We start from the raw sequence: 13380 nt of genomic DNA on the forward strand, positions 1-13380 counted from the left end.
TGCCGTACTTCTTCATCCAGCCATATACCGTATTGTCCTTGATCTTCAGTTCGCGGGCGACCTCCGCCACCGCCTTGCCGCTTTCCTTAATGTATTGCACTGTCTTTCTTTTATACGCTTCATCATAATAGGGGCTTTTTCATGTCGACACAGTCCTCCGATTCTTCTTCATTTCATCAGTGTAATCTGTGTCTACTATCTAGTCTAGCACCAGTTCTTTCGGGTGATCGTGCATGCGAGTTGGTGTCGCTCCCTGTACGGGAGTGTGGATTGAAACCTACATAATACCACGGAAATGAGTGGATTTGTCAGTCGCTCCCTGTACGGGAGTGTGGATTGAAACTCGTGCAGTTCCCGCAGCGCCGCCCGAATCTGCCAGTCGCTCCCTGTACGGGAGTGTGGATTGAAACCTATGGACATTCAGGACCGCTTTAACTCGGGGCTGTCGCTCCCTGTACGGGAGTGTGGATTGAAACATCGGGCGACAGTGGCGGATTTATCCAAGCTCGGGTCGCTCCCTGTACGGGAGTGTGGATTGAAACATCGCTGGATTGATCCTCGTCAATACAATTATTGGTCGCTCCCTGTACGGGAGTGTGGATTGAAACCGCAGCTTTAACGATTTTTTTGGTCATACAGCTAGTCGCTCCCTGTACGGGAGTGTGGATTGAAACCAACCCACTCTTGCCAATATGTACAGTGATTGCCGTCGCTCCCTGTACGGGAGTGTGGATTGAAACATTTGCGGCTTTCCGGGAGGAGAAAGGCCGCGTGTCGCTCCCTGTACGGGAGTGTGGATTGAAACGGCAACAATCCAACCATCTGACAGGCCATTTTAAGTCGCTCCCTGTACGGGAGTGTGGATTGAAACCTGGTTGACGTACGCCACCAGTCGGTCGGTTCCGCCGTCGCTCCCTGTACGGGAGTGTGGATTGAAACGGAATTGGTTTTGGATGAATCTTAAAGATGAATGTCGCTCCCTGTACGGGAGTGTGGATTGAAACCTTCCTGTGAAGGTATGACCGTTTAGGTCATCCAGTCGCTCCCTGTACGGGAGTGTGGATTGAAACCATGCTCATTTTCAGCTGCTCGAGCTTTGCCAATGTCGCTCCCTGTACGGGAGTGTGGATTGAAACAAGTCCCTCCAGGCGGAGAGCTTACTGTTGATAGTCGCTCCCTGTACGGGAGTGTGGATTGAAACCGCTGCAATTACTGCGGATTCCAACGGCGACAAAGTCGCTCCCTGTACGGGAGTGTGGATTGAAACGGGAGAAACGATCTTCCAAAAGATGATTGACACGGTCGCTCCCTGTACGGGAGTGTGGATTGAAACACGCTCCGCAGGATCGGTTGCACCGTCCATCATGGTCGCTCCCTGTACGGGAGTGTGGATTGAAACACGCCCATAAATATGTGCCCAGTATATCTGAGCTGTCGCTCCCTGTACGGGAGTGTGGATTGAAACGAATCCGGGCAACCCCGTCAACACCTCTATCATGTCGCTCCCTGTACGGGAGCGTGGATTGAAACGAGATATTCAAGCCATGTCTGATAATTGGGAAGAGTCGCTCCCTGTACGGGAGCGTGGATTGAAACTAATTATGCTTCGGCATCTCCTGTATCTGGTTTGGTCGCTCCCTGTACGGGAGCGTGGATTGAAACCTGCCTTATAGTCATCAACCCATGTTGATATTGCAGTCGCTCCCTGTACGGGAGCGTGGATTGAAACTGCCTTTGCCGAACTCAAGGACCTTAGCTGCCTGGTCGCTCCCTGTACGGGAGCGTGGATTGAAACAACTAAAGTTGAGGCGGCGAGCTGCTTCGCAGCCGGTCGCTCCCTGTACGGGAGCGTGGATTGAAACGTTTGTGAGATACGAATTGCTGTCAGGGAATGCTGTCGCTCCCTGTACGGGAGTGTGGATTGAAACACCTACTGGGGGTACGAAGCTGAGTCCGAAACCTGTCGCTCCCTGTACGGGAGTGTGGATTGAAACAAACTCGATTTCAGCATGCTCGGCTATGCCAAGGGGTCGCTCCCAGTACGGGAGTGTGGATTGAAACGCTTTGCGAACCGTTCTGCTTCTTCACGATCGCTTGTCGCTCCCAGTACGGGAGTGTGGATTGAAACTGGCCGATCGGGCCGGAAAACTTGGACTACACGGGTCGCTCCCTGTACGGGAGCGTGGATTGAAACCTCGGCTGTCTGAGCTTCCCATGAAATCCTTAAGTCGCTCCCTGTACGGGAGCGTGGATTGAAACGGATTTTGTCCTTCTCAAGTTGCGTCTGCAGCGTGTCGCTCCCTGTTCGGGAGCGTGGATTGAACCGCAAGTCTGAGAAATGGCCAATGAGCGGTTACTGTGTGAGCGTCAAATAGCCCACACCTGCGGCGAGGGCGAATCTGATCTATGCTGCTATCAGGCGCGGTTTGTCCGGCAATCGGAGGACAGCGATGATGACCAAGGTAGGGGAATCCGTTCGTTTGGTCAAGACCACTATTTGCGGGGCTGCAAAGCTTGATTTCTACGCAGATGTGTGTCCATTGGCGAACCTCATACTACGCGATCCGCTCGAATCGGCAGATGGGCCTGGCGCTGGCTAAGCGAAAGGCCATCCAGTAGCCAGCGGAATTCGCGAACGAAGAGGACAGGCGAGGCTTCGTTAACCTGCGGCCATTGGAACGTGCTGTGCAGCATTCCAAGCAGCGGTAGAATGACCAGAAGCCGTTATGATCCCAGTACAGCATTTTAAGCTAGTCCCGTTCTTGATTGCAGAATCGTGGGGCAAACGGGCTAACGCCAAGCGATTCCTGAAACAGTGCCGCAATCCGTCATGGACTTTCCCATGTCGGTTGTACCGCTGGCGAGCAGAACGCGTTCGGACAGCGGCAGCATCAGGTATGATCTCTCAACGTTTGAACGACCTGCTTCAGCAGGGCTGCATCGAAACCGACAGCGACCTCAATCCGGGCAACTCCGACCCGAACCACTATCGAAGAAGCAAGGGCAGAGGCCGGTATCACCTCGATCCACTTCGGCAAAGCCGCTGCACGTGAGCGCTGACGCAAGCCCAGTTTGCGAATGCAGTATTTCATTTGCCCAAAGCCGATGTGATGTTCTCGCACCACACCTTCATCGTCAAGCCGCTTGGCCGATTCTGGCTAACTCGCTCTCGCCGATAACTGGCTTTCTCCATTTCATTTATCTTTCAGCACTGGAGCGTAGATTTAAACTCATTGTGGTTTCTTAGGCGAAACTACAAACCTGGACTTAAGATAACTGCGACGAGGATAACCGATTTGATCTTTGCTTTTACCTTTCGATAGCAGCTTGGTCATATTCGCCCAATTAAGATGTTGAGTACCGTCGGTTGTAAATATCTGTTTACTTAAAATATAATGCCCTAACAAGTCATGCTGTAAGTAAGAAATGTGCTCTTCCATACGTCCAATAAACTGATCGATGTAAGGGGTATAATAATTCACCGTTGTTTCGGGCTCGATGATAAGCGAGTCGAAATCTGCCTCGTTTCTTTCAAGCTGAATGTTTACAACTTTGATTTTGACTTTCCCGTAGCCATAAGGCTTAGCCCCTCCAATCAGTTCGTAAGCCTGTCCCAGCATTGTTTCATAACGGCTGACCTCTCTCCCATACTGCTTTGAATCAAGTAACTTGGTAATGTCGAGTCCCAAAATGAGTAATCCCAATTCGTCAGCAGTAACATTCGTAAAATGGATCTTGCCTTCAAAATGAAACTTTCCTGTATGTTGATATACGCGCCTTTTAGTTTCGGTCTCTTTATTCTTACCAGGCGAAGTGTACTCGATCGGCTTAGGAATGACATGGTAATACTTGTGTCCGTTCAAAACTGGTGGAGCGATATTGTTCTTTTTCTCATAGGATGCTCTCCCGTATTTCCCATTGGCAGGATGAATATACATCCCTTCTGCAGTTGCAGATGGACTCGGAAGCAGGAACTCTTTGGTGACTGGTTCTGGACAAGCTCCAATGAGAATCGCTGGACCGAAACGTACACGCGACTTGTAAGCATGTTTCTCTTCGGACTCAGATTCAGAACGACCCACATCGGCTTCGGTAAAACCGAATAAAGCCCGCGCATAATCCAATTTACCCGAAGACTCTTTGCGTAGTAAATTGCTCACCTGATAATCATACGGAATTTTGAAATGCGGTGTGCGACCAAGGCAAACTAACGGATCTGGTTCCTTGCCATTCTTATCTTGCTCCCAGGCTCTCTGATAAAGTTGAAAAAATACGACTTTAGATGCATGTGCATCCGCTCCACCTTCCTCGAACAAGTTATAAAACGCCCGAAACTCTTCTTCTCGAACTTTTTTATTAAACCGCATTTTTTCATACTGCTTTTTATACATAAAAATGTCGTCTTCCGTAACAGGTATCAGTTCTTGGCTATTGTCAGGCTCATTAATCAGATAATGGCTCCTTTTGGAAGATGCATTAGAGGAACAAAATAAGATCCCAGCCCGTTGCTTCCCGTCACCGCTACGAGTCATTCGCCGAACATTCTCTTCATTCGCCAGATCGAAGAATCGGGGCATTTGGTAAGGCACAAATTTGTTATTGACTATCATAAAGCAGCGGTAATATAAATCCATCTCCGCCTTCAGTCTCCATCTCTCCGTGCTGCACGCAATCAACTGATCAAAAGACGAATCCTGGTGAACAACTTCATACAAACGGAGCCTCAGCTTCTTGACCGTTGCATCTAACCGTCTGCATATTTCTTGGAAATTCAGAGAATGGTCTCTATTTTCGTCCTTTAATCGTTCTAAATCCTTATTTCTAGTGAAGTTAAAATGCTGCAAGAAAACATTTGACCAGTTCTTCCTGACACTATCGTTCCACTTATTTTGCAATTGATCACGATATACTTTAATTTTCTCGTTTAACTGCTCAATTTTATGGAATCTCTCACTAAACTCCTGTATCGATTTCCCATCTGGATTCCAAATAAATAATTGTTGCTTCGGATCCAGCACACCTTGTTGAACGAGCCAATGCTCTTTAATGGACAGAAAGTTCTTTCGACCAAAGGGCTTCGCAGGAATAATGTAATATTTATTATCTATACGTTGTAAATATCCGACTCGAACCGCCTCTTCGACCGCGACTGGCCCCCTATCTCCTTCATCCTGTCCTTTCAACTTTCTGTGGTAATTGCTATTTTTGTCTGTTATATTGCGATACAGCATTTCGGAACGGTCGACGAAGACGGGATAACTTCCACTTAGCATTTCAACATGATTTCGAATCTTCCCCCGAATTTGGCTCCCGCTCAAATAAACTTGACCATCGCGAGTTTCTCTCGTCTCCAGCACCAAATCGCCGTGTGGCTCAATGAGGTATGAGATCGTTCCGCTCAATCGTTCCGGCGAATGCGGAGCATTGAACTTGGGCAGTGAATCGTAGATGTAAGGTGTGTAGAAGTCATCCAGGTACTCCTTCACAAACGGGATAAAATCATAGGGTAAAGTTAATTCATCCTTGGCCATTCCCAGTGCCCCCCTCATTTTTCCAAGTCATATAGAACGGTTTGCCTGACATAAGCCAAATGGTCCTCGAAATCCACGTACTCTCTTACGAATAACCTTTTATATCCCCAACGCTCAGAGTCGATCTGGTACACACGCTGGAAACCTTCATTCGAGTGCTTCATTGGCTCATAGGCAATCAATTGATCCTCTTCCAGGGCGATATAGATTTCTTGTTCTTTGTTAAAGAAATGAGCCTCTATCACTTCTCCGAGTTCCAGCGCACTTACAAGGCGACTATATTGGTCATCGTCCTTACAACCGACCAGCACACGATCAAGTAAGTGGGCAATGTAATAAAATGAATCCATCTGTAAATCCGACAGATCAAACTTCTTACTGCTCATCTAATGTTGCACCACCCTTGAACACTTTATATTGACTGCACAACCATTGTTCAAAAGCCGAATAACTGCGTTGTAACCATTCCACATCGTCTTGATGCAGCGGTTCGGATTGAAGGTGATCTTTCTTCCAGTAACCCCCAGATATTTCTATTCGGGTTGCAGCAAACTGGCCTAACCCGATCGATGATCGTCCGCCGATCGGCACTTTACCGGAGCCTATTCGCCGCAGCATATAAACAAATGGAAAAATATAGGGGTGTTCCTCGCCGGCTACTTCATTCACCCACAACTCCAGATGCCAGCTGGCATTCCCATGAATTTCATTCTGATGCTTAAGCGCTGAACCCATCACACTTCCGGTTAAACGATCGATCTTCACATAGATCGGCAATGTTACAGATTTTTCTTCCTCTTTAGCGGGTCGCTTAATGACAACTTCCTCTGCGTAAGCGGCATCCAGCTTCATATCGGAAACGACTAGCATGCCGCGTTGATCTGTGCTGCCAAATAATTGTGCACAAATATATTCCACTGCTTCTTCAGGGTTCTCTCTGTTCTGGGTCACAAGCATTCTGAGTAATAGATGCCTGAATTCACTTCGCAGCAGACCCTTCATGCTAGAAGAAGGGATGTACCAGCCTTGTCCATCGACATTCTTTAAGGGTCCCGTTACAGCAACACCTTTATTCCGCCCGCTTGTTTCCTTATCGTCAAAAGACTGATAGACACCATACGGGAATTTACCCTGAATATCTATGGATATGACATGTTGGCCGCTAGAAGTACGGTTCAAATCTGAATCGAACTTCACCGGATTTGGCGGAGATGGATGTGTATATCGATTAAAAATATAAGCGTCGATTGCTGCCAGATCTGTGAATGAATACGTCCTCAATCCCACTGATTTCACACGAAATCGGCCAAAGCCATTGTTTCTATGTCCGCCTAACCGAATGCTTCCACCCTGGATGCCGAGTGCCCACACTTTAATCAGTCTTTCCAATTCATCGGGCTTGGCCGATTCCTCATCTGCCACTTCAATGTCGCTTTCAATCCGGAAAGTTACAAGAAAACCCGGCTCAAGGTATTCTATTGTATAGAAATGCTTATTCAGCGCCGACCGATATTGAGGATCGATAGCCGTACCCTGCTTGTTGCCTATCTGAATCTGTCCCTGACCGTCCTTGCTAACGATATCGCCGTCGCTGATATAGATACGGCTCTCTATGAATGTCTGTTGGGGCCGAACATCCGGACTAGCGTTCTCTGAAGGTTCAGTTCCGCCTAAATATTGAAATACCGTTTGTTTAGATTCCCCTGACCTGTTTAAGTAGTCTCTTAAGGCGCCTCCAATACTCGTCCCGGGGATGAAGGGATTCCCGGAGGCATCTTTCAAGATCGCCCCGGAATCACGTGACCCTACAGCCACTGGAGATACTGCTTCAAGGACAAATTCGTAAATACGTTTCTCCGTCAAGACAACTTCCTCCTAACACGGCTGTATAATCCTTCACTTAACAACTCAGCGATAAATTGCTTCTGATTGCCTGGATCTTCGGGATCGCCGTAATAAAGCGATCCGCTGCTGCTATTGAGCATCTTTCTCGCATAATTGGAAAGCGCCGCATTCTCCCCCTGGCCGTCCATATACTGAATAATTGATTTGAAGTTGCATCCCGCGATTGAACATTTCTGATTATCTTCCTCATAATCTCTACCGTGCAGGCGAGTTGTCAGACGCGCTCTCTTCTCTTGTTCCCGATTAGCCAACCAGTCTTCAACAATTTTTCTCATATTTTCATAATGGTGAGACTTTAACGATTCCGCAATAACTAATGCACTGCCATCACGATCATCTGCTGCCGATTGCCACGAACGATCGCATATGACCTGGAGCCATTTCTCACGCGTTTCTCGAAGCCCTCGCTGTATCATATTCAGTACAACGTTGGCATTGGGATCTTGCTTCACGCGTGCCAGCGCCGTTGCATGACCGCTGGCAGTTTTCTTTCCAGCATCCGATACACGAATAATCTGATTGATAGCCTCAATCGCCTTCATTTTATTCGGGTAATCCACATTAACCGCAAGCCAGCCGTAACCGTCCTGTCTTCGGTAACCTCTTGGCTGTTCTTCCAGACCTTCTATGATTTTCAACTTTGCTTCCGTAGACACTTCACTAGTGAAGGTATAAATGAGAATAGAACCCGCCTTCAACGTAGCTTCCTTGGGGTATCGCGCATGCCATTTCGCGTTGAACCCCTCGGAAAGCCCGGTCTGAACGTATTGCGCAACCAATGACAGGTGTACGGGTTCGTCGCTAAGCTCATTGAATAATCGCGCAGGTATTTCGTTTATCGGCTGACCTTGCTCGTTGCGAAACAGACAATCGGATAAGCAAGTAATTACTAGTCTCTCTCCCGGTGGATTCGATAATTTATCGCCATCGCCGACTGCAATGCGTGTTCGAAGCTTTAATCGCTCTTGGGCCTCCCTATAGTTTGAAACGGCATCTTTGATGGTGCTTATCGTGCAGAGACCATATCCCGAACCCTTGGATCCGCCTAAATATAATTGGGTTGTACGATTTAATGCTTGATCAACTTGAGATTCAACCTCCTCGTCATACAGAACGATTGCCCTGAAAACATGCCCTGGTTGAATCGCCTGATAACTGAACAAATTTTCCTTTTCCTTCTTATCTCGATTAAGGCTGTGGGAATGATGAAGTTGATAAGACTTTGTTACTTTGAACCCTTCCATCGCTTCATCCTGAATGGATACAAAACGGAAAGGAAGAATGTTTCTGGCGGTGCTCCCGGAATCGACAGACAAGTCCAGCATATGAATCAACTCATCATCGGCGAAGTCATCCCGATTCCGATTCCGGTCCAGTTTCATCCGGCGCTCGCGGAACTCGTGCTTGTCCAACCGTAAATGCTGAGGCGCAGGTATGTAGAGACGCTTCTGCTCTGGATGAAACGGATAGGCATTGTAGCATAACATCCGATTTAAAATCGAGCCGATCGTCTGATCGTCGCATATGCCCATTTTCAACATTTGGCCTATTATTCCGCCCCGAATCGTCGATCCTGGAATATAATCTTTACATGGCTCCGTCGTACTGGTCTTATTGCCGCCTGCCCCGATTTTAAGAGGCTCTTGATTGACGATTTCAATAACCTGATACTTCACGCCAGTGTTCCTCCCCAGTTTGTTGGTTATCTTGCGTCCGAACAAACAGCTTGCACTCGACATCGCCGCGCCCTCGATGAATATTGGCGCCGATTCGATCCACAGCATAGACAATCCGGTACATATCTTTGAGTACAACATGATTCGGCAGTGAATCGAATGATAATGACGCGTAGAAGATCAGACCTTTGCGAATGGTGTGAACGCTAGTAAACATGCCGTCCTTGGCAACTCCGTTATCCAATTGAACGCCGACACGAATATGGGTCTGCGCCTCAATCACATCATGCCTGGATAAATAAATATAAGATTGCTCGCCCGCTTTGGAAGCAATCTGCTCCGCAAATATTTGTTGAAAATAAGCTCGCACTGACTCTGGCAGTTGCAAATGACCGAGCTTGATCAGCCCAGGAATGTTCGCCTTGCTTTTGAACTTATCAATAACCGTACCTAGCCAAGAACTATTATGGAGTGACTTTAGATCGTTCATAAGCATGTCCAGTTCCCAATTATTAAGCCCGAATAAAATATAAATTGATTCAAGAAATTGCACAGCGCGTTCAGGATCCAATTGAGCATATAGCTTGAATAACCAGAATGCCTTCCTCTTTAATTGCCCCTTGAACGTCTTGGCATGAAGGTAGACAAATCCGTCGGCATCCGCAAGCACTTTGGATTGTACAAGATTGGCTTCTTTTTCTCCGCTGCTGAAGATCGCCTCACTGAGCAAACGAACTTGAATTCGATACTGCGCTTGCTGCATGGTCATCCCCCTTTCCCGACATGAAATCCATCGCTTCCAGGACGTCATTAAGAACATAAGTATAGGAACCGTTGTTTTCCACAAGAGCAGCATTCTCCACTTGCACTGCAGCGGCTTCCGCAAATATGGATTGTACAAGCTGTTGGATGTTCTTGCTGACGTCCATTCGATTCATCTCAAACAGCCTTTTATATAACACCCAGCCGCCGTACTGCACCTTTTTGATTTGTTCCAGAAATGAGTTTTTATGAGGTAAAGCCTTGATTTGACGAACCATTTTTTCGAATGCCCAATAACTGATAACGCCATCCGCATAAGGGAATGCCTGATCGATCCGAAGCGGCTTGATATGATAGCGTTCTTTTGTATTCAAGTGCTGAACATTGTTATCATAGTTGCTGTCTGCCATTACTTGTCCCTCCACGATCATCCAATCGATGAAGGATGCCGACTTATTCATCTCCGAGGATGGAACAATCGAGTGCATTGCTTCCTTGGCCCGGTGACACAACGATTCGGCCGATTTGACCGCTTCATAGAAAGGATAGGCGACCTTGACAATTGTTACTCCGGCGCAAGCCGATAGCCCTGACGTGCATTCTAGCTCCTCCAATTGTTCACGATACTCAGAACTTTTGGATAACTGTTCAATGTTGTGTACGATTTGGGCTGCAAGCTCAATTGCGTATTCGCCTTCCACAATTATGCATACGTCGTCCCCTGCGATTACAATAGGGGTATATAAGAAAGGATCTTTTTCCTTCATTGAGGCGAACAGAGCTATTGCGTCCGTAACAGCTTCCAGATAAAGTTGTTCAATGATCGCACTAAACGTTCGAAGCTCTTCAAAGCTTCTTAAACGGTTTACCATTTCACCCATCCGATTGCCGTCAATCGCGATAACACCAATGTAGCTCTTGCCGTTCTCACGCTTGTAATAGTCTTGCAGCTCATCCGTGTATCGCACCGCTTCATTGTCCAACTTCTTATTCAGCTTCCCGGCAATCATGGCCTTTGCCAGCTTGATTGATTCATGGTTCATCCGATCTGTCTGACTAATCAAATCTTCTCGAAGCGCCTTTCCTGTCTCATCGAGTTGTTCGATTCCATAAGTCCAACGTCTGAACGCTGCCCGACGCTTGTCCTTCAACGAATCGGCCTTTTGAATTAATCGCTTGCGAACTTCCATATCCGTCATTACATCTCGATCCGTGTCCGCAATATCCACGATGCTCATGTACAATTCCAGTTCCGGATAATGTCTGAGCGATTCGGTAGAGTAAGCTCTTACGAAGTGAGCGGCAAGACTTTCCCCTTCGTCAAACCGCACAATACTGTTCCCGCCGCCTGAAAACTCAAATACATAACGCCCCTTATAGCGCCTATCCAAAAATCCGTTCAACGACAATGGAAGCTGCTTGGCTGTTTCTTCCTGTTCTGCATCCCCTTGCAAATTTTCCGTAACCGCTTTGATGACGCAAGAATTAAGCAAATTCTCTCTCAATTTGTTTTGCCTGTAGATATATTCCTGCTTTCTGGATACGTCGATATAGACATACGCACTCATCCATCGTCCCTGCCTTTCGGATTTTGCTTAACTTGTTCCAGTCTGTCTGTTAGTTCCTTATCGTGAATAGCCTTATTGAATCGCTTAGCGTATGCATAATGTGGAAAAAGCATTGGATTATTCAATAACATGAGCAATTGGTTCAGCTGAAAGTTAAGCGATAGCAATGCGTTATTCTTAACCCGTAAATCCTTTACGCTATTCTTTAGTAATGAATCATCGTTGAACGATAGCTCCTCGTAGTTTGCCGTGCGTTCATCGCCCTTGCCTACATATTGCAATTCCAACGGTGTATCCTGATCCCCAAGCTTCTCACCCTTGTTCAGCCAATGCCCCCACCATCCAAGCGATTTCTCTTCATAATTCAACACGTATTCAAAAGAATAATGACCTTTATCCTCCTTTTCCATAATTATGAAATCAAAATAATCTTTTAACTCTTTTGCGGCGTCTATTAAAGTCTTGTCTCTAACGTACTTTCTCATAGTTGCCAGAATTCGAATCGGACGCGTCCTTATCTGCGTTGGAGAGGTGAATCCAACAGAATAGCCCGTTGCAATGCGAGCAATCCCGGTTGGCCTTGCATTCAGTTTATTAATACGCTTGCTCCAACACTTCAATTTTTTGTCGTCATAATCTTTACTCTTGCATTCAATTACAATCACAACCGCCTCAATCGGAATAAATTTGATACCCTGATACTGAAAGACATATGGCGTGTACTGTTCGTCAAAAACGGCAATGTCTACTTCACGCGAGACTTGGCCTTCCGAATCGATAACCTTTACGCCTTTCGCAAGCGAATATTTAAGGGGAATAATACTGCGAAAAAAACTCATCCACATGCTTTCCCGAAAGTCTCCCGTCAGTCCTGCATGATCGGAGGCTATTTTCAATTCGCTGGCCATTAACTGATTTCTGTAAGCATAATTGGCGAGAATATGTTCAAGAATGTTGCCGTCCGATGCAGTAGATGAATCGTCTTGGCAATCTTTTACTGCCTCGCAGCCAATTTCGTCTTTCTGTCGAAGTGTTTCGTTCTTCCCCATCATTTTTTTATCAGACATCCGGTTATCCTCCTTGCTTAATCGTTATCTGTCATACACGACACTGTAGTGGCCAAAACCAATCGTGGCATTTTTGCCAAGATGAATATGCTGTCCTGCTTCTAGCAATGGAGTGAACGCCGTCAGTTCCCCTTCATAGCGCGCCCAGCCTTCAATGGCGGCCAAGGACAGTTTTCCGTTTCTTGTCATAGAGTACCTCTCGAAATCAATATACCGCCACTGCTGTTCGACCGTTCTGACACTTCTGGCAGCTTGCAGCACCGCATCCTCGTCCCAATGAAGCGTATGATCGGTGTAAGCCTGCGACAATAGTACCAACCTCCGACTTATCGACTGAATGATATTTTCAAATGTTAAATTGGTGCACAGCTCTCTTTTGATGAGCACACGAACAGGTGTATGAAAACGAACAACGGCCACCTGCGCTTGTTTCTCTATCCATGGCAATGGCTGTGATTGGCAATTTCGCATCCAGGTCTTTCCGCCGCTCCAGATCAGTGTATTGCGAATTGGATCTATTACTTGCTCTAGTTGGAAAGGTAGACGAGCCGCTCCCCATCCTCTTGTCCCCATCTCCTGCAGCGCATCCAGGAAAAGCCCCGCTTGGCGCGTTGAATGACCGATCAGTGTCAACTCGATCTCACATATATCACCTTCTTGCCAGTGAGTTTTTCCCCTCGTCAGGACGCGAAGCACATAAGGGTTGACAGCCCCGCCTTCATTGCCAGGCGAGCAGAAATTCTGAGCGTACGAACATTCCGAATTTATCTTGCACAAATGACACCGCAAACCTGGATAATGGCAAACAAAATCTCTCATACAGTGACCCATTACGCCTCTTAAAGTTGAACCAAGGTAAGGTGGCAATTGG

At 47.0% G+C, this 13380-nt stretch carries 9 protein-coding genes, 1 pseudogene and 1 CRISPR repeat array; of the genes and pseudogenes, 1 reads left to right on the plus strand and 9 read right to left on the minus strand.

Going from position 1 to position 13380, the window contains the following annotated elements; all coding sequences use genetic code 11:
- Nucleotides 1–115: pseudogene (locus ACFO3S_RS22050) on the minus strand (helix-turn-helix domain-containing protein); the annotation flags it as partial.
- A 130-nt stretch (nt 116–245) separates the two neighbouring features.
- A CRISPR array of direct repeats spans nt 246–2325; the repeat unit is 32 nt; unit sequence GTCGCTCCCTGTACGGGAGTGTGGATTGAAAC.
- Between the two features lie 572 nt (nt 2326–2897).
- On the opposite strand from ACFO3S_RS22050, the gene ACFO3S_RS22055 reads away from it, so the two are divergent.
- Nucleotides 2898–3053 carry a hypothetical protein gene (locus ACFO3S_RS22055; RefSeq protein WP_378100496.1) on the plus strand — a complete coding sequence of 52 codons (156 nt, stop codon included), beginning with the start codon at nt 2898–2900 and terminating at the stop codon, nt 3051–3053.
- A 177-nt stretch (nt 3054–3230) separates the two neighbouring features.
- Here the strand turns inward: ACFO3S_RS22055 and ACFO3S_RS22060 are convergent, their stop codons facing one another.
- From ACFO3S_RS22060 to cas6, 8 genes are read right to left on the minus strand one after another with little or no spacing between them, the layout of a single operon-like run.
- On the minus strand, nt 3231–5531 hold the full coding sequence (locus tag ACFO3S_RS22060; protein ID WP_378100497.1) for a hypothetical protein: 2301 nt from the start codon (nt 5529–5531) through the stop codon (nt 3231–3233).
- A 14-nt stretch (nt 5532–5545) separates the two neighbouring features.
- A complete protein-coding gene (locus tag ACFO3S_RS22065) occupies nt 5546–5917 on the minus strand; it encodes a hypothetical protein (RefSeq protein WP_378100499.1) in 372 nt (123 codons plus the stop codon).
- Entirely contained in the window at nt 5907–7394 is a 1488-nt protein-coding gene (locus ACFO3S_RS22070; RefSeq protein WP_378100501.1) for an RAMP superfamily CRISPR-associated protein, read from the minus strand. The genes ACFO3S_RS22065 and ACFO3S_RS22070 overlap by 11 nt, the downstream gene beginning before the upstream one ends.
- Nucleotides 7391–9112 (minus strand): hypothetical protein, encoded by a 1722-nt coding sequence (locus tag ACFO3S_RS22075; protein ID WP_378100503.1) that lies wholly within the window; start codon nt 9110–9112, stop codon nt 7391–7393. Before ACFO3S_RS22075 ends, ACFO3S_RS22070 begins: the two co-directional genes overlap by 4 nt.
- A complete protein-coding gene (locus tag ACFO3S_RS22080; protein ID WP_378100505.1) occupies nt 9093–9875 on the minus strand; it encodes a hypothetical protein in 783 nt (260 codons plus the stop codon). Before ACFO3S_RS22080 ends, ACFO3S_RS22075 begins: the two co-directional genes overlap by 20 nt.
- Complete coding sequence (locus ACFO3S_RS22085; RefSeq protein ID WP_378100507.1) at nt 9832–11442, minus strand: Cas10/Cmr2 second palm domain-containing protein; 1611 nt, start codon at nt 11440–11442, stop codon at nt 9832–9834. Before ACFO3S_RS22085 ends, ACFO3S_RS22080 begins: the two co-directional genes overlap by 44 nt.
- Nucleotides 11439–12509 (minus strand): DUF6602 domain-containing protein, encoded by a 1071-nt coding sequence (locus tag ACFO3S_RS22090; protein WP_378100509.1) that lies wholly within the window; start codon nt 12507–12509, stop codon nt 11439–11441. The genes ACFO3S_RS22085 and ACFO3S_RS22090 overlap by 4 nt, the downstream gene beginning before the upstream one ends.
- 24 nt (nt 12510–12533) lie before the next feature.
- Nucleotides 12534–13142: a CRISPR system precrRNA processing endoribonuclease RAMP protein Cas6 gene (gene cas6 / locus ACFO3S_RS22095; RefSeq protein ID WP_378100511.1), complete on the minus strand. Its 609-nt coding sequence runs from the start codon at nt 13140–13142 to the stop codon at nt 12534–12536.
- Nucleotides 13143–13380: the final 238 nt, after the last annotated feature.

The sequence above is a fragment of the Cohnella hongkongensis genome (genome assembly GCF_042654645.1).
In the GTDB taxonomy this organism is placed as follows: Bacteria; Bacillota; Bacilli; order Paenibacillales; family Paenibacillaceae; genus Cohnella; species Cohnella hongkongensis.

Excerpts from the sequence above, each read along its gene's own strand:
- ACFO3S_RS22055 (WP_378100496.1), top strand. The coding sequence starts at position 2,898 with ATGATCTCTCAACGTTTGAACGACCTGCTTCAGCAGGGCTGCATCGAA.
- ACFO3S_RS22060 (WP_378100497.1), bottom strand. The coding sequence starts at position 5,531 with ATGGCCAAGGATGAATTAACTTTACCCTATGATTTTATCCCGTTTGTG.
- ACFO3S_RS22065 (WP_378100499.1), bottom strand. The coding sequence starts at position 5,917 with ATGAGCAGTAAGAAGTTTGATCTGTCGGATTTACAGATGGATTCATTT.
- ACFO3S_RS22080 (WP_378100505.1), bottom strand. The coding sequence starts at position 9,875 with ATGCAGCAAGCGCAGTATCGAATTCAAGTTCGTTTGCTCAGTGAGGCG.
- ACFO3S_RS22085 (WP_378100507.1), bottom strand. The coding sequence starts at position 11,442 with ATGAGTGCGTATGTCTATATCGACGTATCCAGAAAGCAGGAATATATC.
- ACFO3S_RS22090 (WP_378100509.1), bottom strand. The coding sequence starts at position 12,509 with ATGTCTGATAAAAAAATGATGGGGAAGAACGAAACACTTCGACAGAAA.